Origin of the sequence: Nocardia sp. NPDC059229, from assembly GCF_042754165.1 — a bacterium.
GTDB lineage: Bacteria > Actinomycetota > Actinomycetes > Mycobacteriales > Mycobacteriaceae > Nocardia.
Map to the genome: position 1 here is coordinate 253,349 of NZ_JBHZAK010000009.1, position 25,471 is coordinate 278,819.

The following is a 25,471-nucleotide window of genomic DNA, read 5'->3' on the forward strand; positions in this document are numbered from 1 at the left end:
GACCCAAACCGGCCGCGCCCACGACTTCCTCGCCCTCGACCCTGATCCCGCCGTCCCGGCATCTGCCACGGCCCGGACCGAAGGTCACGCGGCCCAGCCCGAAAGCGCCGCGCCCCAAGCCAAGAACTCCGCAGCCCAGCTCCAAGGCGGCACACCCCAGCCCGACAGGGGCACACCCCGAGTCGCAAATGGCACTATTCGACCCGATAGCGCCACACGTCGAACCGAAGGCAGCACGGCCCCGGCCAACACCGCCACGCTCCAGTCCAACGGCACCCCAGCCCAGCCCCAAATCGGCACCCGCAGGACCGAACACAGCGTGCCCCAAGTCGAAAGCGGCGCAACCAGGGCCGAAACCAGTACCGCTCCACGCGCAACCGACCCAGCACACCGCATACCCGGCACAGCTCAGCGCGAGCCCGCCACAGCGCGCGAACCCGGCACAGCGCAAGAAGAATCCGCTACAGCTCAGCACCGAACCGGTACCGCTCAACGCGAACCCGATACAGGTCAGGGCGAATCCGGCACAGCTCGACGGGAGCCCCACATGGCTCAATTCGAGCTCGGCATTCCGCAGCACGAACCCGGTTCGGCTCGAAACGGACCCGGCACGGCTCAGCACGAACCCGGTTCGGCTCGAAACGGACCCGACACGGCTCAGCACGAACCCGGCTCGGCTCGAAACGGACCCGACACGACCCAGCCTGAATCCGGCACAGCTCGAGGCGAATCCGCTACTTCTCAGCGCCGAACCGGCACTGGTGAACGCGAACCCGATACAGCTCGGTGGGAACCCGACAGGGGTCGGCCGGGGCGGGGTGCGGCCGCGCGGGTAATCGGCGCGGGGCATTCGGGAGTTGTTTCGGCTGGCGGCGGGGGCGCTCGAGGTACTGGCGGTGGGGTCGACGGGGGCTCGGGTGGGGGTGGCGTGGGTCGGGTTGGGAGTGAAGGTATGGACGGTCGAGGTGGGGCGGGGCGGCATCGGGCTGCGGAGGAGTGGGAGGGGTTCTCGGCGGAGCGGGATGGGGGCGGCGGGAATGTGGGCGCGGGGCGGCCGGTGATGCCGGTGCTGGCTCCGGGCGGTGGGGAGTCGGTGGGGACGGTGGAGGCGGAGGCGCCGGGGTGGGCCTCGTGGCTGACGGAGGGGGCGGTGCCGGCGGCGGGTGAGGCGGGGCGGCAGTCGGTTCGGGCGGACGAGTTGCGGGCCGAGGATCCGATGGCGGCGCTGGTGTCCGAGGCGCGGCGGCGGGCGGAGCAGACGCAGCGGCGGTTGCGGATGCGCAATCGGGCGCTCGCGATTGCCGGAGTTTCGCTGGCGCTGGTGCTGGTGGCGGTGGTCGGGTGGCTGGCGCTCACGCCGGGCGATTCACCGGCGCCACAGGCGGTTCCGGCGACCAGTGCGGCGGGCACGAGCACGTCCGGCGGGAATCAGCCGGGGCTGGTCGCCTGGTGCCAGGAAGTCAGTACGCCGCAGCGGGTGAGCGGCGACACCGCCGGCGACCTCCTCAGTGGGCCCGGCGTCATCATGCACCTCGAATACGCCTGGTACGTGCTGCGCGACGTGGGCGCGGTGCGCGCCCTGCTCACCCCGGATGCCCGCGTCGCCCCGGAACAGGCCACCCGCGACGCGATTTCGGCCACCCCGGCCGGAACCAAGCACTGCGTCACCATTACCGGCGCGGACGCCGACCGCTGGAACGTCACCGTCGACGAGAAACACCCGGACGGCAGCCAGACCTCCTGGCAGCAGGTCATCACCACCGCCGCCCGTGACGGCCAGGTCCGCATCACCTCCATCGTCGCGGGAAGCCGGTGAGCCATGGTCGACATCGACGACCGGCTCCGCTCCACACCCCCCGGTCCCCCCGCAACCCCCACACCCCGGCCCGGTCTCGAACAGCCGAACACGAGTGCGGCGGTGGAGGCGCGGCTGGTGGAGGCCGTGCGGGCGAGTGCGGCTGGGGGCGAGGGGGATTCGGGGCTCAGTGAGCTGATGCAGCCCGGACCCGCGGGTTCGCCCACCGATGGCGTGCCGTTGCGGGGTGGGCAGGGGCGGCTGGTGCGGGCCGCCGTGCCGCCGGTGCTGGTGCTGGGCGGGTCAGGGGCGTCGGGGGCCAGTACGACGGCGCTGGGGCTGGCCGCGGCGGCGGCCGTGGACAGTGACGGCGAGGTGTGGCCGGTGGTGGTGGACGCCACGCTCGGGGGCGGGGACGTGGCGCTGCGCGGGTGTGATGCGGCGGCTCCGGTGGGGAGCTTGCAGAAGTGGCTCGGCACACCGTATCCGGGGCTGGCATCGAGTGTGGGGGCGTGCTCGGGGCAGACGTCGACCGGGGTGCGGGTGCTGGGCCGGACGCCGGATCCGTTGCCGCGCAGGGAATCCCTGGTGTCCGTCGCGCGTCATCTCGAAAATGCCGGATTGCTTGGGTTTTTCGATGCGGGCGCACCGGTCACCAGCCGGTTGGCGGCCCCGCTGCTGGCGGACCCCCGGGTCGGGCTGGTGATCACCGTGGCCGCACGACCCGACGCCATCAACCGCCTCCAGCCCGCCCTCACCTGGCTGGACGAGAACTTCAGCGAATTCGTCGTCGGCGACGCGGTCATCGTCCTCACCGAACAGGTACCCGGCTCGGCCGCAGCGGTTCTCGACCATGTGCGCACCCACCTCGGCTCCTGGGTCCGCGCCGTGGTCCCGATCCCCTTCGACCTCCACCTCGCCACCGGCGGCCCCATCACCTGGCACCATCTCACCGCACCCACCCGCGACGCCTACTTCACCCTCCTCGGAGCGCTGCGATGACCACGCTCCACGACCCACGCCGCGCCTCGCCGTCCCCAGACCCGGCATCGCACGCCGCCCACACCCCGGCACCGCGCGCCACCGGCAACTCGGGTCCAGCACCGCACACCGCCCACAGTCCCTTCGATGCCGACGAGACGGCCTCTGGTCGGCCCCCTATGCCGAGCACCGTATGGCAACCATTGGGCGGCGGCGAATGGCGCAGCGGCACAGCATTTTCCGACGTACCTCCACCGAGTCAGCCCGCGCCCACGGCTCCTCCCGTGCCGATGTGGCATCGAGCGGTGCCGAATCGGCCGCCGCGGCCGCCACTGGTGTGGCTCGTGGGTGTGCACGGCGGCGCGGGGGTCAGCAGTCTCGCGGCCAGTCTCAGCTGGGCGGGGGACGCGGGGCAGCGGTGGCCCGCGCGGATCGGGCTGGCGGGGGATCTGGATTCGCCGCTGGTGGTGCTCGTCGGGCGCAGTCATCTGCGCGGGGTGAATGCCCTGCATCGGGCGCTGCTGGCGCATCAGGCCCGGGCCACGCCCGCCGGCAGCCAGGTGGTCGGCGTGGTGACCGTGTCGGATTCGGCTCGGCCGCTGCCGATTCCGGTCGCGCAACGCCGCGAGGAGATGGAGGGCCTGGCCGTCGCGCTCGGCGCCCGCACCTGGCGGCTGGGCTGGCTCGAACAGTGGCGCGCCCTCGAACCCTACGAAATGGCGGAATGGGATCCCGCCGCCGGTAGCTCACCGGTGGACGACGGGGATCCCACTCGCACTCCCCCGCAACCGGTTCGGCTTCTGGCCGAGCAGATCCTCACCGCGGCGCGCATTGCCGGGGCGCGGATCACCGAACGCGCGCAGCACGGCGCGGAATCAGCCAGTCCATAACCTGAACGAGGTGCGACGTGCATCGAAAACTGCTGCCCAGCGTGGGGTTTCGGAGTTCGGCACTCTTGACCGCGGCCGTCTGCATCGTGGCGACGGCCGCCGTCGGGCCTGCTGTGCTGAATACGGCGGAAGCCCGGGGCGGGCCGCCGGACACCACGGTCCCCATCGACAAATGCCCGGCGCTGTTCGCGCTCGGCGTACAGGGCACCGGCGAATCCTCCCCCGACGCCGCCGTCACCACCGACACCGGCATGCTGTCGGAAGTCTTCCGGCCCATGATGGCCGCCGCCAGCGACGCCGGACTGGTGGACCGGGCCTACGTGCCCTACGAGGCGTCCTTCGGCGGCGCGGTGTCGGTGTCCACCACCACCTACAGCCAGTCCGTCACCGGCGGCCTGGACCGGCTGCGGTCCATGGCCAAACAGGTCACCGACCGCTGCCCCAGCACGAAACTCGCCATCGCCGGGTACTCCCAGGGCGCGCATGTGGCCTCACAGTTCGCGCAGGAGGTCGGCGCGGGCCAGGGCACGGTCCCGGCCGACCGGATCGCGGCCGTCGCGCTCTTCGGCGACCCCAACCGCAATGCCAACGCGCCGCTGTTCCCGGGCAAGCCGGATCAGAAGCTGCCCACCGCCGCACCCGGTACGAACGGCAAATCGGTGGCGGCACTGGGGGATCCGCCCGCCACCAAGACCGCGTCCGGGGCGGGCATCGCCCCCGACAGCGCCACCCTGGAGAACTTCGGGACGCTGGTCGGGCGAGTCGCCGAATTCTGCACCGAGGGCGATCTGGCCTGCGATACCCCGGTGGGCGCGCCGCTGGTGCGGACCGTCGCCAATATCGCCGGGCAGGTCGAGATTTCGGCCGGTGACCCCATCGGGTCGCTGAAATCCATCGCGGAGGCACTGGCCTACACCTCGATCAAGACCGCCACCTCGGTGGTGAACAACGACGTGTCCGGCAACTCGCTGACCGATCTGTCGTACCAGCCGCAGAAGTCGATCTCGCAGCGCATCGCCGACGCCTCCAACCCGAACACCCAGGTCGACGTCCCGGGCGCGTTCCAGGCGCTGCTCAAGGTCGGCACCATCGCCATCAATTCCATTGTGGCCGTGGTGAAGGACATCCTGACCCCCGCCAACATCACCGAGATCGCCACCGCCGGACTGGCCAACCCCCTCGCCGGGCTGGCGGTGTTCGGGGCCAAGCTGGTCGGCGCGGTCACCAACCTGGTGCCGCCCACCACCATCAGCCGGCTCACCACCCAGGCATTCGCGGCCGTCACCCAGAACGTCACCGACAACAAGGATCTGCTCGACATCACCACCTGGGTGCGGTACTGGGACACCGCTCAGAAGCACGACTACACCCACGCCCAGGGCGCGGGATTCGGCGAGAGCCCGACCGACTGGGTCGGCCAATGGTTCGCGGCCGTCGCCCACGACCTGTCCGGGGCCACCACCCCGGGCGCCATCCCGAGCGGTGGCAGCGACAAACCCACGCTGGGAATGGATTTCGCGGGCACCTCGACGACGCCCACCAGCGTCGCACCCAATGGGCAGTTCCCGCTCGGCGGCGGCACCGACACCGGCACGCCCAGCAGCGGCGTCCCGGTACTGAGTTTCTCCCCCGCCCCGACCACACCCACCACCAGCGGGGCGCCACTGATCCCCGACCTCAGCCCTCGGGCGACGCCATGAGCACCACCGAATCGGAGTCGCGGACAACGGAATCGGAGCCGCCCACCCCGCTGCACGAGGGCGCGCAGGCGTACACGGGCAGCTGGTCGGACTGGATCACCGGCGCGGCCGGGCCGGGACGCGCCGGATACGGCGAGTACCCCGCGCAGTCCGGCAGGGTCAGCGCGGCCCGCCACGAGAGCTACACGGCCGGTCGTGACGAGTACGAAGCCGACGAATTCGACGACGAGTACGACGATTTCGACGACGAAGACGAGTACTACGAACCGCGGACGGCGGAATCGAATCCTCAGCAGGCGACCGGCTGGGCCGCCGACGCGTCGGAGTACAGCGGGCCGGGCACCCGGGCGGCCTCCGGCTCGTCCCACGCTCGGTCGATCGACGACCCGCCGGACACCCGGCAGGCGAGCGCGGTCCATGCCCGGCTGGGCCGCGCCCGGGCAGGCGATCCGCCACGGGCGCTCACCGCCTACGACCCCGCCCGGCACGCCGCGGCCACCGACGGTCCCCCGCCGGGCTACCCGACCGCCCGCCGACCCCTGAAGCGGGCCACGCGGCCGACCAGGCAGCGACCGAGATTCGCACTCCCCACGCTGAACGGCGGCCAGTGGGCCGTCCCCCTGCTCGGCCTGCTCGCCGTCCTCGCGGTGACGGCCGCGATCGCGGTCCAGATCGCCAAGGTCACCGGTGGCGACGCACCCGCGAAACCCCATGTCGCCACGCCTCGGGCCGCACCCGCCGCATCCACCCCCGCCGCAGCCTCACCCACCGGCCAACCGGCGTCGGGCCTGCCCGCCAACCTCTGCCCCAATGAGGTGAAGGGCGGCAATGTCCGCGGCAACGGGCCCGGCAGTACCAAGTCCGGCCCGGACGCCATTCTCGCGCTGCAGAACCGCTACTACGTCGACCGCTCGGGCAAGGCGGTCCGTGAGATGTTCGCGCCGGACGCACCCACGCCGACCGTCGACCAGATCCAGGCCGGCATCGACAGCATCCCGGTGGGAACCACCTACTGTGTGCAGATCATGCCCGGCCCCTTCGACGGCCAGCACATCATGGTCGTCACCGAACAGCACCCCGACGCCACCAAACGCACCTGGTCCCCGCAGCTGGTCATCACCACCAAGATCGGAGACGCGACCCTGATCTCCGCCATCGTGCCCATGAACGAGGACACCCCCAAATAGCCGCCGCGCCACAATCGGAACACCACCACCCCGCCCCGGCGGCACGCCGGGGCAACTCAGGGTTTGCCAGGCGTTTTGGAAATGCGGGGCGGGTGGGCTAGTGTTCTCTCTCGCAGCCGGACGGCCCGAAACAGGCCGGATGGAAGCGATGCGGATGTAGCGCAGCTGGTAGCGCATCACCTTGCCAAGGTGAGGGTCGCGGGTTCGAATCCCGTCATCCGCTCAACACAGACAACGAGACGCAGCACCTGAGCCGCGAAAGTTGTTCTTACGCAGTAGATCCCGAGCACATTCGCAGCCATATCGGCCCGATTTCGCGGTAACCTTGTCAGAGTGACCATGTTGCTCAGCGCCTTCCACGACACTGTGCTTTCCCAACACGCCGTGCTCGCCCAGCTCGGCAATCCGACACCGGAGACACCGCCGGTGGCGGACAAGCTCATGAAGCTCGTCCGGTACTTCACCTGGTTCGTGTTGCTGTCCGGTGTCCTGGGCATCACCTACGCCGGTGGCCGCTTCGCCTGGGAGAAGTGGTCGGGCGGCGGGCTCGCCTCCCCGAAGATGGTGGCCGGAGCGATGATCGGCGGAATCATCGCCACCAGCGCGGGCACCATCATGAATGCCGTCATCGGATCCTGACCGTTCCACGGCAATCCCGGCCGTTCAGCGCGTGGTGCGCCGTGTGTCGGTGGGCACCGTTAGGCTCGTCGAACCGACTGGCGAAGACGGGTAGGGGCCTTGACGACGAGCGATGCACGCACCGCGCGCACCACACCGCGCGACGACCCGGCCGAGGGAGTCGACTTCGGGCTGGAGCACGTCAATGAGGTGCTGGCCGCCATGGCCGGCGACGTGGTGGCCGATCGGCCACGCGATGCCGAGCTGATCACCTGCCGGCTCGGACTGGACGGGGAGGGTCCGGAGACCCTCATGCTGCTGGGTGCACGATTCGGGGTGTCGCGCGATCGGGCGCGGCAGCTGTACACGCGGGCCGTGGGCACCATGCTGCGGCAGACACTGGCCGTCGGGCAGCACGATCTGGGGGTGTTCGCGGAACGGTATCCCGTGGGGTGGGGTGATGAGCGACTGGTGCGGACACTGCTCGCGGAAACCTATGCCACCGACGGCGATATCGCGGCCCAGGACTGGGCGTATCTGAAGCTGCGGCTCGCCGGGCACGATCTGCAGGACTCGAAACGACTGGCGGGCTTCGTCTTTCAGCGCATTGCAGGGTGGCAGCAGAAGGGGCGCTGGCATCTGCTGCCCGCGGCGCAATCCGATGACACACCCGACGACATGTGGAATACGTGGCTGCGGCGCGTCGAATGGGGCGACGGCAGCCCCGAGGAACTCCCGGTCCTCCCGGCCGGACGTCTGGACTACGACGATGACGGCCGCGGGCGCATGTACTCCGAAAAGCTCGGCCGTGAAGTCACTTTCGACACCGCCCTGCAGGCACGCCTGCTCCGCCTGCTGGACGCCAGCCCGCGCGTGGAATCCTTCCGCGAGCTCCCCGCCGCCGTCACCTACGAACTCGACGGCGCCGACCGCGTCCACTACCCCACCGCCGCAGCACGATTCACCGATGGCCGCACCGTCCTGATCGACGTCCTCCCCCTCGCCCACACCGCCCTGCACCCCCAGCGCGCCCGCGCGGCAGCCGCCCGTGCCCACGCCTTCTCCCGCGGCTGGGGCTGGCTCACCTGGACCGGCAGCCGCGACGGCATCCCGGAACTGCTGTCGCGCAGCGTGAATCCCCACCACGAGTCCACCCTGACGAGCCGCCTCTCCACGGGCCCGATGAGCTGGCCCGCCCTCGATGCCTACCGCACCGATACCGGTATCGACCTCCTCGACCTCGCCGCCCTCGTCCTGCGTCACGACTGGCACTGGCACCGCGCCCCCTTCCGCCTCGCCGCCTGACCCCTCCCAAGATCAGGGAGCTGTTGCGGAGGAATTTCGCCCAATTCCCCGCGCGGTGAGCTCCCTGATCTTGAAACCCCCCTTGGGAGAGGCATGGCCTGGGATGCCGACGTTGCGAAACGGCAAACGCGTTATACATGCCAAATCAACCTGTGCTGGTGACCAATCCGCGGTGGGCGTGCCCGATCAGCCTCTCGCAGTGCCCGATCGGACTGTCGGGCGCTGCCGAATCAGACTGTCATGGTTGCCATATCGACACACCGCGCGCCGAATCAACTCGCGGCGGTGCCGAATCGGCATGCGACGCTGCCGAATCGGCTCGGCACGGTGCTGAACCAGCACTCGGCGGTGCAGAATCAACTCATGATGGCGCCGAATCAGCTTGTGGCGGTGCCGAACCAGCGGGGCAGGACTTCGAGAAGGTCCTCTTGGTCGGAGCCGGACCACGCGATGTATCCGTCCGGGCGGAGCAGGAGGGCCGGGGTGGTGAGTTCCTCGCTGACGTCGACCACGTGGTCGACGCGGTCGGACCAGCCCTGGACCGACAGCCGGCCGGTCTGGTCGAGGAGCAGGCCGCGGCCCTGGTGCATGAGCTCGTAGAGGCGGCCGCGCTTCAGGGCCACGTCGCGCTGGCGGCGACCGCGGAGGTCGTCGCCCGGGCCGAAGTCGTAGCGGACGCCGAGGGCGGTGACGCGCTCGATCAGGAAACGGTGGACCTCTTCGAATTCCATCAGTTGGGTGAGCAGGCGGCGCAGGGCCTGGGGGCCGGGTTCGAGGGAGGTGAGTTCGCTCATGGCGCGGGCGGTGTCGAGGACGTCGGCGGCCACCGGGCGGCGTTCGGATTCGTAGGTGTCGAGGAGATCGGCCGGGGCCCAGCCGTTCACGGCCGCGGCGAGCTTCCAGCCCAGGTTGAACGCGTCCTGGACGCCGAGGTTGAGACCCTGACCGCCATTGGGCGGGTGAATGTGCGCCGCGTCGCCCGCCAGGAAGACGCGGCCCGACCGGTAGGCGTCGGCAAGACGGGTGGCGTCGCCGAAGCGGGAGAGCCATCGAGGTGAGTGAGCGCCGAAATCGGTGCCCGCCACGGCCCGGACCTGACGCTTGAGCTCGTCGAGAGTGGGCGGGACATCACTGTCCTCGGCCACGCCGTCGGCGGGGGCGCCCAGCCGGTACACGCCATTGCCCAGCGGCATCGCACCGAAGCGCCGATGCGTCTTGTGCAGTTCGGTGACCAGCGCCATCACCTCCTCCTGCGGTGTGGTCAGCTCCACCTCGCCCATCAGCGTCTCGAGCCGGGCGGGCTCGCCCGGGAACCCGATGCCGAGCAATTTCCGCACCGTGGACCGGCCGCCGTCACAGCCGACCAGGTAGCGCGAGCGCAGCCGGGAACCGTCGGCCAGCTCGACCGTCACCCCGTCCGCGTCCTGGCTCAGCCCGGCCACCGCACACCCGCGCCGGATCTCCGCACCCTGCTCGACCGCGCGCTCGGCCAGCAGGCGATCCGTGATCGGCTGCAGTAGACCCAGCACGAACGGAAACGTGGTGTCCAAGCGCACCGGCCGCGCGGGCACGATCCCGGCGAAGAAGGCACTCGGATCGTGCTGCTTGCCCAACGCCAGGAATCGATCCGCCACACCGCGCTGATCCAGCACCTCGACACTGCGTGCGTGCATCCCCATCGCCCGCACCACCTTGGTCGGCTCCGGGTCCCGATCCAGCACGAGCACCTCCATCCCGTGCAACCGCAACTCCGCGGCCAGCATCAGTCCCGTCGGCCCGGCACCCGCAATGATCACATCGGCCATGAATCGCCATCCTCCTGATTTCCGCAGGTAATCGCCTGTCGGCCGACGATTCTGCGGCACCCCCCGGGCCTTGCCGCAAGCCCCCCACTGCGATATACGTTGAAAGGGGAAGCCCAACTCTCGGCGCTCTCCGGGGCTTCGCCCCCGAACCCCCGGAAACGCTCGGGGGCTCCGCCCCCAAACCCCCAGGAAATAGCGGTGTTCCGCCTGAACCGGGGATGCGCCGGGCTCGGCCGCTGAGGTGCGGTTCCGGTGGGCTACTTCAGGACCAGGCCCGCGGCGATGAAGGTGATGATCACCATCACCGCGAACCAGGTGATCAGCTGCCAGTGCAGGATTGCGGACTTCTGATTCGCCACCGTGAGCCGCAGCGTGGCGTCGACCCGATTGTGGTCGGCGATCTTGCGGCGGGTCTGGGCCAGATCGTCGGCCTGCTGCTGGGCGGCGATCTCCGCGCGCTCCAGGCGGTGGGTCATGCGCAGCAGCTGCTTGGTCTTGTCGCGGGTGGCCTTGCGGGCCAACGCCAGAGCCGTGCGCTGATTCATGAGTTCCTGGCGCTGCCGTGCGATGACGGCCGCCTGTGTCCGAGTGTGGCGTTCCCAGTCGGTCACCGTCGCCCATCCTCCCGTGTGCTCGTCGCGGCAGCCGAAAGCTATCTCTCCGGCCACCCAGCCCGTTACGAATTCACGGAGTTCACAGGCAGATTGGCGAGCCGACACCACACCGCCAGGGCCGGAGGACAGCAGGCCGCCGACCACCCGGTACTCGCAGCCCTCGGCGGCGAAGTCGTCGAGGCCGAGCGCGGGCAGCTGCGCGGTCCAGAAACCCGACGGGCAGATCCACAGCACTTCACCACCACCGCCGGCCCGGAGCTCGGCGGTGACCGCACGGGCGCGCGCCAACTCGGGTGGCGCACTGGACACCTCGATGACGCCGCTGCGATCACCCTTGCGCCACACCACATCCGAGAGCCGCGCACCGACAGCGACATCCAGCTGGACATCCTCGGCGCCGGCCGCCAGCAGCCGGCCGCGCAGCCAGAATTTGAGCCGCTGCACATCCCAGCGGCAGTCCGCGCAGTCGGTTTCCCGGCACCGCTCCCCCGCCGCATGGCCACGCCCGTCGGCACCGCGGACAGCCGTGTCCGCGTCGCCCCGCACAGACTTCTCCACCGTTCCACGCACAGACTTGTCCACGGCCGAATCCCCCACGGCCGTCGCCGGATTCGCGCGCGGATCCGGGTCGGCAAGGGCCACCGACCGCTCCCGCGGAACTTCCACTCGCCTCGTGCTCACAAGATCACCCCAGCCACCACACTCACCGGAAGGACCGCTTCCGTCCTATCGGAAACCACCAGCCCGAGCCGTCACTTCCAGAGTGCCGCAGGGCATGCGTCCAAAGACACGAAAGCGACCAGATTCGTTACCCAACCGCGAGCCGCGTGTGATCAAGCGCGCCGCGGATCGTAACCCGTGCCCGGGATGCCGGACCGGCCCGCCGCCGCTACTCTTTCGAAATGCCCCCGAGTCAGTCCCCGAAGCCGCAGCTCAGCGCTCTCCATCCGACCCTGCGCGCGGCGCGCTCGGCGAACTCGGTGGCATTCGCGCTGCAGGGGTTCTTCCTGGCCGTGGTTCTCACCGAGCTCCCGCAGCTGAAGGACAAATTCACCCTCTCCGACGGATTGATCGTGGCGATCGTCGCGCTCATCTCCCTGCTCGCGGGTGCGGGCAGCATCACCGCCGAGCGGATCGCGCTGCACTGGTCGAGCCGCACCGCGCTGCGGATCGGGCTGGCGCTGATCGCGGTCTCCGGTGTGGCGATCGCGCTGTCGCCGAACATCATTGCGGCCTTCGTGGCCCTGGGGGTGTACGGCGTGGCCGTCGGCATCGTGGACGCCGGAACCAACATGCAGGCGGTATTCATACAACATGGCTATGGCCGATTCATTCTGGTCTCGTTCTACGCGGCCTGGAGTGCGGGATCGATCACCGGCGCGCTGTTCGTCTCGGCGTTCGAGGCGCTGAAAGTGCCGTTGCAGGCGTCGATCCTGGTGGCCGCGGCGGTGGTGGCCATCGGCTGCCTGGCGGCGGGACCGCGACTGCTGGGCACCGACGAGGCCGAAGCCGGTCCGGCCGAACACGAACCGGCCGGCTCGGTGCCGATGCGCATCTTCTGGATCTTCGGCGCGGTGATCGCCCTCGCCTTCGCCATCGACCTCGCGGTCGGCAACTGGTCGGCGCTGTACCTGAAGGACGAACTGCTGTCCTCCTCCGCGACCGCCGCACTGGCACTGGCCGCCTACCAGGGCGCGTCGCTGCTCGGCCGCCTCACCGGCGACCTGTGGGTACGCCGGTTCGGGCCGCGCATGGTGGTGCGGGTGGCCGCGGCGGTCGGGTCGGTCGGCCTGGTGATCGTGGTCACCGCCCCCGGACCGGTGGCCGCGATCCTCGGATTCCTGATCGCCGGAATCGGATTGCCGGTGATCGCGCCCCTGTGCTTCAGCGAGGCCGGGCAGCTCACCAGCGGACGCGAGCTGGATGCGCTCATCGCGCGGCTCAACCTGTTCAACTACGCGGGCACCCTGGTCGGCGGCGCGGTGGTGGGCGCGGTCGCCGACGCCGCCAATCTGCGTGCCGGATTCGCGATTCCGCTCGCCTTCGCGGTGGCGCTGATCGGCTGCGCCCGGGTCTTCCACCGCCGCACCGACACCACCCCCGCGGCCGCCGAGCCCGCCGCGGAGCCTGCTTGACTGGAACGGTGAGCGATTCCGTAGCCATCACACCGGCGACCGCGGACGACGCCGGCGAACTCGCCGTCGTCGCCGCCGCGACCTTTCCGCTGGCCTGCCCGCCCGGATCCACACCAGAGGACATGGCCGCCTTCATCGCGGAGGTGCTGTCCGCGGACCGGTTCCGCGAGTACCTCGCCGATCCCGGCCGTGTGGTTCTGAAGGCGGTGCTCGGCGGCGAGATCGTCGGCTACGCACTGCTCAATGCCATGGAACCGGCCGATCCCGCCGTGGCGGAGGTCATCACCCTGCGCCCGGTGACCGAGCTCAGCAAGATGTACGTGCTACCCGGCCAGCACGGCAGCGGGGTCTCGGCGGCGCTGATGCGGCGCGCGCTCGAGCACTGCCGGGCCGACAGCAGCAAAGCCGTGTGGCTGGGCGTCAACCAGCAGAACGCGCGCGCCCAGCGTTTCTACGGCAAACACGGCTTCACCGTCGCCGGCACCAAGACCTTCACTGTCGGCAACCAGCTGCACCACGACTACGTCATGCTGCACGAATTCTGAAGCTCCAGGCGGCGACCCGCGAAACGCTGCCGCATCCGGCGATCGTGGGTCACCAGTACCACCGCGCCGGGGTAGCCGTCCAGGGCCTGCTCCAGATCCTCCACCAGGGCCGGGGACAGGTGATTGGTCGGCTCGTCGAGCAACAGCAGATCCACCGGATCGGTGACCAGCCGCGCCAACTCGACGCGGCGGCGCTGGCCATAGGACAGCTCACCCATGCGCAGGCGCAGGTCGTCCGGCCGGAACAGGCCCAGCGCCAGCAGCGCCTCGGCATGCTCGTCCGGATAGCCCGTCCGCCCGGAAGCGAACGCATCCAGCACCGTCAGCTCCGCCGGCCACGGTGACTCCTCCTGCCGCAGGTGCCCGACCCGGCCGCGCACCGTGACCTCGCCTGCCTCGGCAAGCAGCTCCCCGGCCAGCAGCCGCAGCAGCGTGGTCTTGCCCGCGCCATTGGGACCGGTCACCAGCAACCGTTCACCGGCCTCGATCCGCAGGCCGTCCATGCGCAAACGGCCTTCCACCACAACCGAACTCACCTCGGCGAGGGGCGGTACAACCACGACTGCGACCACCCCGACGCTGTCGCCGGCGTCCGTCAGCGCGGTGCCGGTCGGTCCGGTGCCGGTCGGTCCGGCGGCGGTCAGCCCAGCGGCGGTCGGCCCAGCGGCGGTCGGTTCGGCGGCGGCTGGGAAGGGGTCGGTGGTGGATATCTCAGCGCTGAAGCGGAGCGGATCCGGTGGGGGCGCAATCGGATCCGCGGTCAAGCGGGAGACCCGCTCCTTGGCGTTGCGGATGCGGGACTCGGCGCCGTGGCCGCGGCTGCGGGTTCGGAAGGGACCGGCGGCGAAGACCGCGAGCGGGAGCTTGCGCGGAATCGCCTCCAGGCGGACGACATTCGACTCGGCCAGTCGCTGGTTGCGGGCCAGTTCGGTGCGCCAGCGCTGGTGCTCGAGCTGCTGCCGGTGCCGCTGGGCGGCCTTGGCGGTGAGGTAGCCGCGGTAGCCGTTGCCGTGGCGGGCGACCGCGCCCGCGTCCACCTCGAGCACGGTGCTGGTGATCCGTTCGAGGAAGACGCGATCGTGGGTCACGGCCACCACGGTGCCGGGGTGGTCACGCAGCTGCCCCTCGAGCCATTCGACGGCATTGTCGTCGAGGTCGTTGGTGGGCTCGTCGAGCAGCAGCAACTCCGGCGCGGAGGCCAGGGTGGCCGCCAGCGCCAGGCGGCGGCGCTGACCGCCGGACAGCGTGCCCAGCAGGCGATTCCGGTCCAGGCCGGGCAGCCCGAGCCCGCACAGGGCCGCGTCCACCCGGGCATCGGCCTGGTACCCGCCGCGCGCCTCGAACCGGGCCGCCAGGGCGGTGTACGCCCCGAGGCGGCGGCCGAGCGGCCCGGGCGCGGCCAATTCGGCCTCGGCGGTGCGCATCCGGGCCTCCAGGTCGCGAATATCGCTGAGAGCCAGGTCGATTGCCGCGCCGACGGTGGCGGTGGGCGGCAGCTCCAGACTCTGGGCCAGGTAGCCGATGCCGCCCGGGGCCTGCACGACGACCTCGCCGTTGTCGGGGATTTCACGACCCGCGATGAGCCGCAGCAGGGTCGACTTGCCGGCACCGTTGTCGCCGACCAAGCCGGCCTTCTCACCGGGCCGGATGGACAGGTTCACCGCGTCCAGCACGATGCGGTCGGCATAACGTTTGGTGACGCCGGACAGGGTCAGCTGGGAGACGGCAGGTGTTCGGAGGGTGAGCACAGGGATCTCCTGTTCTCGGCTCGGCACGAGCCGGATGGGTGGAGCCCACGCGAAAATCGAACGCCGACAGGCGGATAGGCGAGGGAGGGGATTCGACGCGGAGCAAAGCTCAACGCGGCGAAGCGATCACAAGAACAGGAAACCGATACCCATGAGGCCTGGAACGTTATCGGTGCGGCACTGGGCCGTCAACCACTTTGTCGTGGATCACAAAGGAGAACGCCGGGCGGTAAGAACCACCCGGCGTTCGCCGTCATATCGCGAAAGACCTTGTCAGGCCAGCAGTTTCGCCTTCAGCGCGGCCACGTCCGCGGCGGAGAGCTTCAGGCCGTCGCGCACGTAGGTGTCGAAGCTGCCGTAGCTCTTGTTCACCTGATCGAAGGCCGAATCCAGCGCCGAGGCGGTCACGCCGTTCATCATGTCGCCGTCCTTGGCACCACGGTAGTAATTGGACAGCAGGTAGTCGTAGTAGACCGTGTCCTTGTCCACGCCCAGGATGGTCAGTAGCAACGCCGAGGTCCAGCCGGTGCGGTCCTTGCCCGCGGTGCAGTGGAACAGCACGCCACCCGGGTTGTAGGCGATGTCGCGCAACACGTTCGCGAAGCCCTCGTTCGCGCCCGGAGCGGTGATGAAGGCGCGATACAGGTCGGTGCCCGCGGACAGGGTCGAGACCATCACCTGCGGCGGAGCCTGGCCGATGATGTCGTCGTGATGCTCGGCGGCGCCGGCGGGGACCTTGTCCACGCCCATGAACAGCCGCTCGTAGCTGGTGCGCAGATCGTGGATGGACGCCACGTTCAACGACGCCAGCTCGGCCAGGTCGGCGTCGGCGGCCTTGCTCAGATCGCCGGTGCGGAAGACCAGACCGGTGCGCACGGTGTGGCCGTCGACGGTCCGGTAGCCGCCGGCGTCCCGGGCGTTGAGCACGCCGGCCAGGCCCAGGGCACGGTTGTCGGTGTTGACGAGCACGCTGCTGGTGGCGGCGGGCGCGTCGGCGGCGAAGGCGGTCGCCACCGACCCGAGGCTCGCGGACAGTGCGATGGTGACCACCGCGGCAGCTTGGACAGCACGGTTACGACGCAAGGCAGATCTCCTTCCGGGGCCGAAAACCGAATCCGGCCCGGCTTTCACTGACCCTCGGAATTTATTACCTAAGGAAACTATGAGAGAAACCGGGTCCTACCTGCCGGTTACACGTGAGCCAAGGTTGGTGGTTACGCGTGAGCCGATGCCGCGTTACACGTGAGCCGGGGCTTCGAACCGCGACAGCGCCAACAGACGCGAGATCGCGCGCAGGTACTTCTTGCGGTAGCCGCCGTCGAGCATCTCCTGGGTGAAGATCTGATCCAGCTTCGCGCCCGAGATGGTGACCGGGATGCCCGCGTCGTACAGACGGTCGGCGAGCACCACGATGCGCAGCGCGACCGCCTGATCGGTCACCGGGTGTACATCCGAGATGTACACGGCCGAGACATCGTGGATCAGGGCGCCGTAGCGGGACGGGTGCAGCGTGCTCAGGTGCTTCACCAGCGCATCGAAGTCGTCGAGCGTGGAACCCGGTGTGGCGGCGGCCTTCTCGGCCAGCAGCTCGGGAGCGGTGGGCTCCGGGGCGGGCGGCAGATCGCGGTGCCGGTAGTCGGGGCCGTCGACGCGGACGGCCTCGAACAGCGCGCCCAGCTTCTTGATCTCGCGCAGGAAGTCCTGGGCGGCGAAGCGGCCCTCACCCAGCTGGCCCGGCAAGGTATTGGAGGTGGCGACCACGGAGACGCCGCGGTCGGTCAGCTCGGTGAGCAGGCGCGAGACCAGCATGGTGTCGCCCGGATCGTCGAGCTCGAACTCGTCGATGCACAGCACGCTGTTGGCCGCGAGCCGCTCCACGGCATTGTTGAAGCCCAGCGCGCCAACCAGATTGGTGACCTCACCGAAGGTGCCGAAGGACTTGGGCTCCGGCACGCTGTGGAAGATCGAGGCCAGCAGGTGGGTCTTGCCCACACCGAAGCCGCCGTCCAGGTACAGGCCGATGCCGTGCACCGGCTTCTTCTTGCCGAACAGGCCCTTCTTGTCCGCGGCCTTGCGGAGCTTGGTCACCTGATCCGCGAACAGCTCGGCCTTCAGCACGGCCGCGGCCTGGGACGGTTCCTTCGGATCCGGGATGTAGGAACCGAAGCTCACCTCGTCGAAGGTGGGCGGGGGAACCATCTGGGCCACGAGCTGGTCTGCCGGAACCTCCGGGTGGCGATCGACGAGGCGTTGTTGCACGGCGTCAGCGTAGATGCGTGGTGGGATGGGTCCTTATGCAGCGTATGCCGAATGCGACTCAGCTCACAGATCTCACCCGCGACGACCTGGTCGAGTTGTACGCGTATCCGGTCGAGCCATCCGCTCCGTACGTTCGTGTCAACTTCGTCACCAGCATCGACGGCGCGGTCAGCGTGGACGGGCGCTCCGGCGCGCTGGGCACGCCCGCCGACAAGCGGGTCTTCGGGCTGCTGCGAGATCTGGCCGACGTGGTGCTGGTCGGAGCCGGCACCGTGCGCGCGGAGAACTACGGTGCGGCACACACCGATCCGGAACTGCGCAAGCGACTGCACCGGGAAGGGCGCGGCGGCGATCCGGACGGGACGCCGCCGCGCATCGCGGTCGTCACCGGGTCCGCGGCGCTGGAGCCGGCGAGCAAGCTGTTCACCGACACCGGGGCGCGACCGATCATCCTCACCACCACCGCCGCGCCCGGCGACCGCACGAAGCGGCTCCGCGACGCGGGGGCCGAGGTGATCGAATCCGACCCGAACGAGTCCACCGTGACCGCCGTCCGCACCGCACTGGAGCGTCTCGGACTGCGGCGGGTGCTGTGCGAGGGCGGGCCCTCACTGTTCGGCCAATTCCTCACCGCCGGGGCCGTGGACGAGCTGTGCCTGACCGTATCCCCGCAGCTGGTGGGCGGGACCGCGGGCCGAATCGCGGTGTCTCCCAAGGCCCTGCCCACCCCGATGAGCCCCTGCCACCTGCTGCTCGACACCGACGGCACGATCCTGACCCGATGGGAACGCGCGCACACCCGAGGCTGAAACCGCGTGCCGGACCTGGCAGGCTGTAGCGCATGCGCTGGACTCGGGCCGCTCTGCTGGCGTCGACACTGTCGATATTGGTGACCACCGCGTGTGGGGCCGGGCCGTCCAACCGGCCCGCCGTCGCCGTGGAACAGCCGCACCAGGCCGGAGTCGCCACCTCCACCGCGCCCGCCGACGCGATCCCGCCCGCACCCGAGGTGCCCAAGGCCGACCTGGCCTGGAAGGATTGCACCGCACCGACATTGAACCTGCTGTCGCTGGGCGCGCCGCCGCAGGGGCTGGTGCTCGAATGCGCCGAATACACCTCACAGGTGGATGTGGCCGGAAATGTGGCGGGCAACTTCCGCAATGCGGCCATGCGGGCCCGCTACGACCGGACGCCCAAGGACGCCGCGCCGCTCATCCTGACCTCCGGTTCCGACCGGTCCTCGACGGCCACCCTGGCCGGGCTCGCGGCCGGGCCCGCCAGCGCGCTGCTGGCCGCACGGCCGATCATCGCGGTCGACCGGCGCGGCATCGGCAGCTCCCAGCCGGTGACCTGCATGACCGACCCGCAACGCAAGGCCATCGCCGATCAGACCCAATTCACCCGGGGCGCAACCGATGCCGTGGACACCATGAGCACCGCCGGGCGCGACGCCACCGTCGCCTGCCTGGACTTCCTGGCCCCGGCCCAGGCCACCTTCGACGCACCACACGCCGCCGACGACCTCGAGCAGCTGCGCAAGCAGTTGCAGGTGGACCATCTCGCGCTGCTCGGCACCGGCACCGGCACGAACGTCGCGTTGAACTACGCGCGGAAATACGGACAGCACCTGGGCCGGCTGGTGCTGGACTCGCCGCAGGGAGTCGGCACGGACGCCAACGGGCGCGCCGAGCAGCGGGTCAAGGGACAGGAGGCCGCGCTCACCGCGTTCGGGCAGCGGTGCGCGTCGCTGAACTGCTCGCTCGGGAGCGACCCGCGGGCCGCGGTCGTCGATCTGGTGAACCGGGCCGGCGCCGGACAACTCGGCGACCTGTCGGCCTCGGTGCTGGTGACCACCCTGAGCGGCTTCCTCGGCGACTCCCGGGCGACCGGCAACGCGCAGATCACCGAATTCGCCGACGCCCTCAGTGCCCTCGGCAAGGGCGACCACGTCCCGATCACGCCGTTCCTGCTGCGCGCCGCCGCGGGGATCGCCACCGACGGTCAATTCGTCAACCGCTGCAGCGACAATCACGAGCCCTCCACCCCCGACAAGGCCAAGGAGCTCGAAACCACCTGGGGCACACAGTATCCGGTGTTCGGCAAGGTCGCGGCGATCGACCTGATGGCCTGCTCGGCCTGGCCCGCCGCCACCCCCATGACCCTGCCCGACAAGCTGAACCTGCCGGTCCTGGTCCTCGGCGGCAGCGCCGACCCCGTCACCGGCCAGGACGGCCGGCCCACCGTCACCGGCGCGCTCAACGCGGCGGGTGCGCGCACCGCCACCGTCGTCTGGCAGGGCTGGGGGCACCCGACCTTCGCCCACTCCGGCTGCGCCCAGCAGTCCCTCGCCGACTACCTGAAGGACGCCACGCTGCCCGCCGACGGCACCGCCTGCCCGGCCTGAGTACACACCTGTGAAGTGACGCCGGTCACTACTCGACGAAGCGCGGAGTGTGCTTGACCGGCTGGAGCATTCGGGGCGGGCCGGGGTTTCATCCGACCGGCGGGTGTGGTGTGTCCCGCACAACGCATTAAGCGGGTCGGCGCATGTGTGACGCGGGGATTCGGTGTACCGTGCCCGAGTGTTCCTTCGACAGCTCGAGCCCCGCACCGCTCGCACCACCGCCGAGGTACTGAACTTCGCACTGTGGCCGCTCGCGATCCTCACCGTGTTGCACCGGGTGTTCATCAACGCTGTCAACTACCACATCACCAATGACTTCACACCGGTGTACAACGCGTCCCTCGCGTTTCTCGACCACCGGCCCGTGTACAACGCGAACTTCAGCTCGACCGATCCGGCCTATCTGTATCCGCCCAGCGGCACGCTGCTCATCTCACCGCTGGCCATCATCGATCCGGAAAAGTCGCGGTGGGCCTTCATCCTGGTCAATGCGATGGCTCTGCTGCTGGCCTGGTACCTGCTGCTGAAGCTGTTCAACTACACGCTGAACTCCGTCGCCGCGCCCGCGCTGCTGCTGGCCATGTTCGTCTCCGAGACGGTGACGAACACACTGGCCTTCACCAATATCAACGGCTGCCTGTTCATGGCCATGCTGGTGTTCATCCACCTGCTTTTGAAGCGCCGAGACCTGTGGGCCGGTGTGGCACTGGGGCTGACCATCGCGGTGAAGGGTCCATTGCTGGCGCCGCTGCTGCTGATTCCGCTGGTCCGCGGACAGTGGAAGGTGTTCATCACCGCCCTGGGCATTCCGGTGGCACTGAACCTGCTGGCCTGGCCGCTGATCGTGGACTACAAGCAGTTCTGGACCCATACGCTGCCGTACCTGTCGGAGGCGCGGGACTACTTCAACAGCGCCATCGTCGGCAATGCCGGGTACTACGGTGTCGCCGAGTGGCTGACCTGGACCATGCGTATCACCGTCGGCGTCCTGGTGTTGATCACGCTGTGGCTGCTGTACCGGTACTACCGCGAGGACGAGGTGTTCTACATCTGCAACACCTCCGGCATCCTGATCACCGCGGCCATGCTGCTGGGCCCGCTGGGCCAGATGTACTACTCGATGTTCCTGTTCCCCATGCTGATGACCGTGGTGTTGCGTAACTCGCTGCTGCGCAACTGGCCCGCGTGGGTGGCGATCTTCGGATTCATGTCCTACGACAAGTGGCTCTCGGACCGCTGGCAGAGCATCGGCCGCGATCTGGAGTACCTGCGCACGACCTTCGGGTGGGGGCTGCTGCTGATCGTGGTGTTCTGCGTGCTGGGCGACCGCTATCTCGCCGCCCGCCGCGAAGGCCGCCTCGAGGTCGGCAAGTCCCTGGATCCCGCGTGGATGCACCCCGAATGGATCGCCGACGAACCCGAGGTCATCGTCGCGCCCCGGACGAAGGCGACCGCCTCGTATTAGCGTGGAGCCATGAGTTCCGATGCTGACAGCTCCACAGGGACCGAGGGGCAGCCCGTCCCGCGCATCCAGCTGACCCCGCAGGAATGGCGGACCAAGCTGACCCCCGACGAATACCGGGTACTGCGCGAAGCGGGCACCGAGCGGGCGTTCACAGGCGAATACACCGACACCGAGACCGAGGGCGTCTACTCCTGCCGGGCGTGCGGGGCCGAATTGTTCCGCAGCGCCGAGAAGTTCCACTCGCACTGCGGGTGGCCGTCGTTCTTCGATCCGGCGAAGTCGGAGGCCGTGCTGCTGGTGGAGGACAACTCGCTGGGCATGCGGCGCGTCGAGGTGCTGTGCGCGAACTGCCACAGTCATCTGGGGCACGTGTTCGAGGGCGAGGGATATCCCACGCCCACGGACAAGCGCTACTGCATCAACTCGATCTCGCTCCGATTGCACCCCTCGGACAGCGCAGCTGAGTGAGTCGCAGAAACACTATGGGGCATGCGCGATTTCGCGCATGCCCCGAATTATGCGGGCAACACACCGGCAACCTACCCGCTAACAACATCGGGCCCGGCCGCGGTATGCGGCCGGGCCCGATCTCAGTGCGGGTCGCTACGGGAGTGCGGCGATGAGCTGCTCGACCTCGACGCGCGGACCGGTGAAGAACGGAACCTCCTCGCGCACATGGCGACGGGCCTCGGTGGCACGCAGATCGCGCATCAGATCCACGATGCGGTGCAGCTCGGGGGCCTCGAAGGCGAGAATCCACTCGTAGTCGCCCAGGGCGAACGAGGCCACGGTGTTGGCGCGCACGTCCGGGTAGTCGCGGGCCTCCTTGCCGTGGTCGGCCAGCATCTTGCGGCGCTCCTCGTCGGGCAGCAGGTACCAGTCGTAGGAGCGCACGAACGGGTAGACGCAGATGTAGTTGCCCGGCGCCTCGCCCGCGAGGAAGGCGGGGATGTGGGACTTGTTGAACTCGGCCGGGCGGTGCAGGGCCGCATTGCTCCAGACCGGGTTGGAGATCTGGCCCAGCTCGGTGACGCGGCGGAAGTCGGCGTAGGCGGCCTGCAGATCCTCGATCTTCTCCGCGTGCCACCAGATCATGAAGTCGGCGTCGGCGCGCAGGCCGGCGACATCGTAGATACCGCGCACCACCACGCCGCGCTCCTCGAGCGAGTCGAAGAAGGCCCGCGCCTCCTTGATCGCCGCCTGGCGATCCTCGCCGAGCACGCCGGGCTCCACCTGGAACACCGAGAACATGAGGTAGCGGATGGTGTCGTTGAGGGCCTTGTAGTCGAGTCGCGCCATGGCCTCCATCGTGCCACTGCACCCGAACCCGCCCGAAATGGGGCACGGCGGACTGCGTGATTCGGCTCGCGCTGGGTGATTCAGCTCGCGCCGGCGGCACAGGAAGCGATGAGGCGGCACAGCCCGTCGTGGAAACGGCGTCGCTGGTGAACAGTTCGCCGATGACATCCAGATGGGTTGCCAGCAACGGGTATTCGTCCGGGTCGAGGGCGGCCAGGCTGGACCGGGCGCGCAGCCGGCCCGGTTTGCCGGTCCCGGTGGCCGACCAGGCCCGCACAGTTACAGTGGAACAAGGGGGTCCATCGGCTCCGGGGTTTCCGTGAGCCGTGCCGTGCGGCCGCTCGGCGGGAAGAGAATCCAGCGACGGAAACGAAAGAAGCGCCAGTGCATCCGACATATGGGGACGTGACAGCGGCTGCCGACCGAATCGCCGGCCACACCCGCCCGGTGGTCCTCGCCCGCGCGGACGCCGACACCGTGCCGGTGGCCGGCGAGGTCTGGTTCGCGCTCGAGCACATGCAGCACACCGGCAGCTTCAAGGCGCGCGGGGCGGCGAATTTCGTACTGGCACAGCAGGAACAGGGGCGGCTGCCCAAGGTGGGGATCACCATCGCGTCCGGCGGGAACGCCGGGGTGGCGTGCGCGTGGGCCGCCCGGCTGGTCGACTCCACCGCCACCGTGTTCCTGCCCGACTCCGCACCCGCGGTGAAAGTGGCGCGGCTGCGGGCACTGGGAGCGCAGGTGCTGTGCGGCGGTGACGCCTATGCCGATGCGGCAGCCGAATGCGAGCGCTTCGCCGCGGCCAGCGGGGCGCTGCGCTCACACGCTTACGACGACCCCTATATCGCGGCGGGCGCGGGGACACTGCTCGACGAAATCGTCGCGCAGGTACCGGAACTCGACACCGTGGTGGTCGCGGTCGGCGGCGGTGGACTGCTGACCGGAATCACGGTGTCGGCCAATCATCACGGCGTGCGGGTGGTGGCGGTGGAACCCGAACACTGCCGTGCCTTCAACGCGGCGGTCGAGGCCGGGGAACCGGTGGACGTCGAAATCGACTCCGTCGCAGCCGATTCCCTCGGCGCACGTCGCGTCACGCCCATGGCCCTGTCCGCCGCGAACGCGGGTGATGTCCGCTCGGTCCTGGTCAGCGACAAGCAGATCATCGCCGCCCGCCAAACCCTGTGGGACTGCCGCCGTGTCGCCGTCGAGCACGGCGGTTCCACTGCCCTGGCCGCTCTGCTGTCGGGCGCCTACGTCCCCGCCCCCGGTGAACGGGTGGCGGTCATCGTCTGCGGTGCGAACACCGATCCGATCGACCTGGTACCCCGCTGATGTCGCGGTGACGGAGGGTCAGCGCCCGGTGTCGACGGGGGCGGGATGGGACGGACGGGACTGGAGCCAGGAACGGTAGCGGCGGAGGGCACGCCCCTGCACGATCTGGTCGGACAGCAGGGCCTGAACGGGACCGGTTGCGGGACGGGGGTTCCGGCCGCGAGCCATGCGGCGCATGTGATGCCGAACCACCGCCATACCCGCGGCGGACGCGAGGGCCTTGTTCGACCAGGTGATGGGCTTCGGGGTGGCGTCGGCCCCGAGATCGTCGCGCCAGCGGGCGGGGAGGTCCGGGGTGATGGACAGGGCGGTGCCCATGCCGATCACCGCGACGCCGCTCGCCAGGACGTCCTGGGCGGTCTGAAGCCGGGTGATGCCGCCGGTCAGCATGAGCGGAATCGGGCTGGTGGCAACCAGTTCCGTCGCCAGGTCCAGGAAATAGGCTTCGCGAGCCTGCGTCCGGCTGTCGGCGGGGCGGCCGGTCATGGCGGGGCTTTCGTAACTGCCGCCGGACACTTCGACCAGGTCGACGCCGAGGGGCGAGAGCAGGGCGATCGCCCGGCGGGCGTCGGCGGCGTCGAAGCCGCCGCGCTGGAAGTCGGCGGAGTTCAGTTTCACCGCGACCACGAACCGGGGCGACACGACCGCGCGGACCGCGCGCACCACCTCGAGCAGGAGCCGCGCCCGGTTCTCCAGCGAGCCACCCCACTCGTCGGTGCGGTTGTTGACCAGTGGAGACAGGAACTGCGACAGCAGATAGCCGTGTGCGGCATGGATTTCCACCCCGTCGAACCCGGCCTGCTCGGCGCGGTGCGCGGTGGTGGCGAATCGGGCGATGGTGTCCTCGATCTGAGCCTTCGTCATCGCGACCGGACGGCCGAACCTGCTGCTGAGCCTGCCCAGATCGACCGGGATATCCGACGGCCCCCACACCACGCCGGGCTGGTTGGCCGCAACCTGGCGGCCCGGGTGACTGATCTGCATCCACATGGCCGCACCCGCCGCCTTGCCCGCCCGCGCCCACCCCGCGAACGGTTCCAGCGGCGCGGCGTCGTCGAGCACGATGCCGCCGGGTCCGGTGAGCGCCTCGGCGTGCACCATGACATTGCCGGTGATCAGGGCGCCCGAGCCGCCCGCTCCCCACCGGCGGTAGAGGGACACGAGACGGTCGTCGGGTAGTTGCCCGTAGCCGGCCATCCCCTCCTCCATGGCCGCTTTCACGATCCGGTTGGCCAGGACCGCGCCCGATCGCAGTACCAGCGGCGAGAACAAGTCACTCGTCATCGGGCAATCCACCTCCAAATGTTGACTGCGCTTACATAATGTGCGCAGCGCTAACATAGGGGAGGCATGTAGGCAGTGTCAACACTTGTTGGGTCGAAGACA

Annotated in this window: 21 protein-coding genes and 1 tRNA gene; 15 read left to right on the forward strand and 7 right to left on the reverse strand. The window is 69.5% G+C overall.

Annotated elements, in window-relative coordinates; genetic code table 11:
• The first annotated feature begins 952 nt into the window (after window positions 1–952).
• From ACFXHE_RS22265 to ACFXHE_RS22300, 8 genes are all read left to right on the forward strand, one after another.
• Window positions 953–1,816, forward strand: coding sequence for a hypothetical protein (locus ACFXHE_RS22265; protein WP_379385782.1), 864 nt, complete (start codon window positions 953–955; stop codon window positions 1,814–1,816).
• A gap of 3 nt (window positions 1,817–1,819) precedes the next feature.
• Window positions 1,820–2,797 carry a MinD/ParA family protein gene (locus ACFXHE_RS22270; protein ID WP_379385784.1) on the forward strand — a complete coding sequence of 326 codons (978 nt, stop codon included), beginning with the start codon at window positions 1,820–1,822 and terminating at the stop codon, window positions 2,795–2,797.
• 323 nt (window positions 2,798–3,120) lie between these two features.
• A complete protein-coding gene (locus ACFXHE_RS22275; protein WP_379385786.1) occupies window positions 3,121–3,666 on the forward strand; it encodes a hypothetical protein in 546 nt (181 codons plus the stop codon).
• 17 nt (window positions 3,667–3,683) lie between these two features.
• Window positions 3,684–5,366, forward strand: coding sequence for a cutinase family protein (locus ACFXHE_RS22280; RefSeq protein ID WP_379385788.1), 1,683 nt, complete (start codon window positions 3,684–3,686; stop codon window positions 5,364–5,366).
• On the forward strand, window positions 5,363–6,553 hold the full coding sequence (locus ACFXHE_RS22285; RefSeq protein WP_379385790.1) for a hypothetical protein: 1,191 nt from the start codon (window positions 5,363–5,365) through the stop codon (window positions 6,551–6,553). The genes ACFXHE_RS22280 and ACFXHE_RS22285 overlap by 4 nt, the downstream gene beginning before the upstream one ends.
• 150 nt (window positions 6,554–6,703) lie before the next feature.
• Window positions 6,704–6,776, forward strand: a tRNA-Gly gene (locus tag ACFXHE_RS22290).
• A 116-nt stretch (window positions 6,777–6,892) separates the two neighbouring features.
• Window positions 6,893–7,192 (forward strand): hypothetical protein, encoded by a 300-nt coding sequence (locus tag ACFXHE_RS22295; RefSeq protein WP_354837076.1) that lies wholly within the window; start codon window positions 6,893–6,895, stop codon window positions 7,190–7,192.
• Window positions 7,193–7,291: 99 nt separating this feature from the next.
• Window positions 7,292–8,476, forward strand: coding sequence for a hypothetical protein (locus ACFXHE_RS22300; protein WP_379385792.1), 1,185 nt, complete (start codon window positions 7,292–7,294; stop codon window positions 8,474–8,476).
• A 377-nt stretch (window positions 8,477–8,853) separates the two neighbouring features.
• Here the strand turns inward: ACFXHE_RS22300 and rox are convergent, their stop codons facing one another.
• Together rox and ACFXHE_RS22310 are read right to left on the reverse strand one after the other, a co-directional pair.
• On the reverse strand, window positions 8,854–10,281 hold the full coding sequence (gene rox / locus ACFXHE_RS22305; RefSeq protein ID WP_379385793.1) for a rifampin monooxygenase: 1,428 nt from the start codon (window positions 10,279–10,281) through the stop codon (window positions 8,854–8,856).
• 257 nt (window positions 10,282–10,538) lie between these two features.
• Complete coding sequence (locus ACFXHE_RS22310; protein WP_379385794.1) at window positions 10,539–11,576, reverse strand: hypothetical protein; 1,038 nt, start codon at window positions 11,574–11,576, stop codon at window positions 10,539–10,541.
• Window positions 11,577–11,797: 221 nt separating this feature from the next.
• On the opposite strand from ACFXHE_RS22310, the gene ACFXHE_RS22315 reads away from it, so the two are divergent.
• Window positions 11,798–13,030 (forward strand): MFS transporter, encoded by a 1,233-nt coding sequence (locus ACFXHE_RS22315; RefSeq protein ID WP_379385796.1) that lies wholly within the window; start codon window positions 11,798–11,800, stop codon window positions 13,028–13,030.
• Between the two features lie 8 nt (window positions 13,031–13,038).
• A complete protein-coding gene (locus ACFXHE_RS22320) occupies window positions 13,039–13,575 on the forward strand; it encodes a GNAT family N-acetyltransferase (RefSeq protein WP_379385798.1) in 537 nt (178 codons plus the stop codon).
• Here the strand turns inward: ACFXHE_RS22320 and ACFXHE_RS22325 are convergent.
• From ACFXHE_RS22325 to zapE, 3 genes are all read right to left on the reverse strand, one after another.
• Complete coding sequence (locus ACFXHE_RS22325) at window positions 13,551–15,323, reverse strand: ABC-F family ATP-binding cassette domain-containing protein (protein ID WP_379385800.1); 1,773 nt, start codon at window positions 15,321–15,323, stop codon at window positions 13,551–13,553. The genes ACFXHE_RS22320 and ACFXHE_RS22325 overlap by 25 nt on opposite strands.
• A 273-nt stretch (window positions 15,324–15,596) precedes the next feature.
• The gene (locus tag ACFXHE_RS22330) at window positions 15,597–16,406 is read right to left on the reverse strand and encodes a tyrosine-protein phosphatase (RefSeq protein ID WP_379385802.1); all 810 of its coding nucleotides are present in this window, start codon (window positions 16,404–16,406) and stop codon (window positions 15,597–15,599) included.
• Between the two features lie 153 nt (window positions 16,407–16,559).
• Window positions 16,560–17,582: a cell division protein ZapE gene (gene zapE / locus ACFXHE_RS22335; RefSeq protein WP_379385804.1), complete on the reverse strand. Its 1,023-nt coding sequence runs from the start codon at window positions 17,580–17,582 to the stop codon at window positions 16,560–16,562.
• Between the two features lie 35 nt (window positions 17,583–17,617).
• Here zapE and ACFXHE_RS22340 point away from each other — a divergent pair, with 35 nt between their 5' ends.
• From ACFXHE_RS22340 to msrB, 4 genes are all read left to right on the forward strand, one after another.
• Window positions 17,618–18,391, forward strand: a complete 774-nt coding sequence (locus ACFXHE_RS22340) for a pyrimidine reductase family protein (RefSeq protein ID WP_379385806.1) — start codon at window positions 17,618–17,620, stop codon at window positions 18,389–18,391.
• 32 nt (window positions 18,392–18,423) lie between these two features.
• Window positions 18,424–19,986, forward strand: a complete 1,563-nt coding sequence (locus ACFXHE_RS22345; protein WP_379385808.1) for an alpha/beta fold hydrolase — start codon at window positions 18,424–18,426, stop codon at window positions 19,984–19,986.
• Window positions 19,987–20,164: 178 nt separating this feature from the next.
• Complete coding sequence (locus tag ACFXHE_RS22350) at window positions 20,165–21,451, forward strand: glycosyltransferase family 87 protein (RefSeq protein ID WP_379385809.1); 1,287 nt, start codon at window positions 20,165–20,167, stop codon at window positions 21,449–21,451.
• Window positions 21,452–21,460: 9 nt separating this feature from the next.
• Window positions 21,461–21,919, forward strand: coding sequence for a peptide-methionine (R)-S-oxide reductase MsrB (gene msrB / locus ACFXHE_RS22355; RefSeq protein ID WP_379385811.1), 459 nt, complete (start codon window positions 21,461–21,463; stop codon window positions 21,917–21,919).
• Window positions 21,920–22,054: 135 nt separating this feature from the next.
• Here msrB and hemQ read toward each other — a convergent pair whose 3' ends face one another.
• Window positions 22,055–22,750, reverse strand: a complete 696-nt coding sequence (gene hemQ / locus ACFXHE_RS22360) for a hydrogen peroxide-dependent heme synthase (RefSeq protein ID WP_364618971.1) — start codon at window positions 22,748–22,750, stop codon at window positions 22,055–22,057.
• 384 nt (window positions 22,751–23,134) lie between these two features.
• On the opposite strand from hemQ, the gene ACFXHE_RS22365 reads away from it, so the two are divergent.
• Complete coding sequence (locus ACFXHE_RS22365) at window positions 23,135–24,085, forward strand: serine/threonine dehydratase (protein ID WP_379385813.1); 951 nt, start codon at window positions 23,135–23,137, stop codon at window positions 24,083–24,085.
• Window positions 24,086–24,103: 18 nt separating this feature from the next.
• On the opposite strand, the gene ACFXHE_RS22370 is transcribed toward ACFXHE_RS22365, so the two are convergent.
• The gene (locus tag ACFXHE_RS22370; protein ID WP_379385815.1) at window positions 24,104–25,369 is read right to left on the reverse strand and encodes a 2,4-dienoyl-CoA reductase; all 1,266 of its coding nucleotides are present in this window, start codon (window positions 25,367–25,369) and stop codon (window positions 24,104–24,106) included.
• Between the last annotated feature and the right edge of the window lie 102 nt (window positions 25,370–25,471).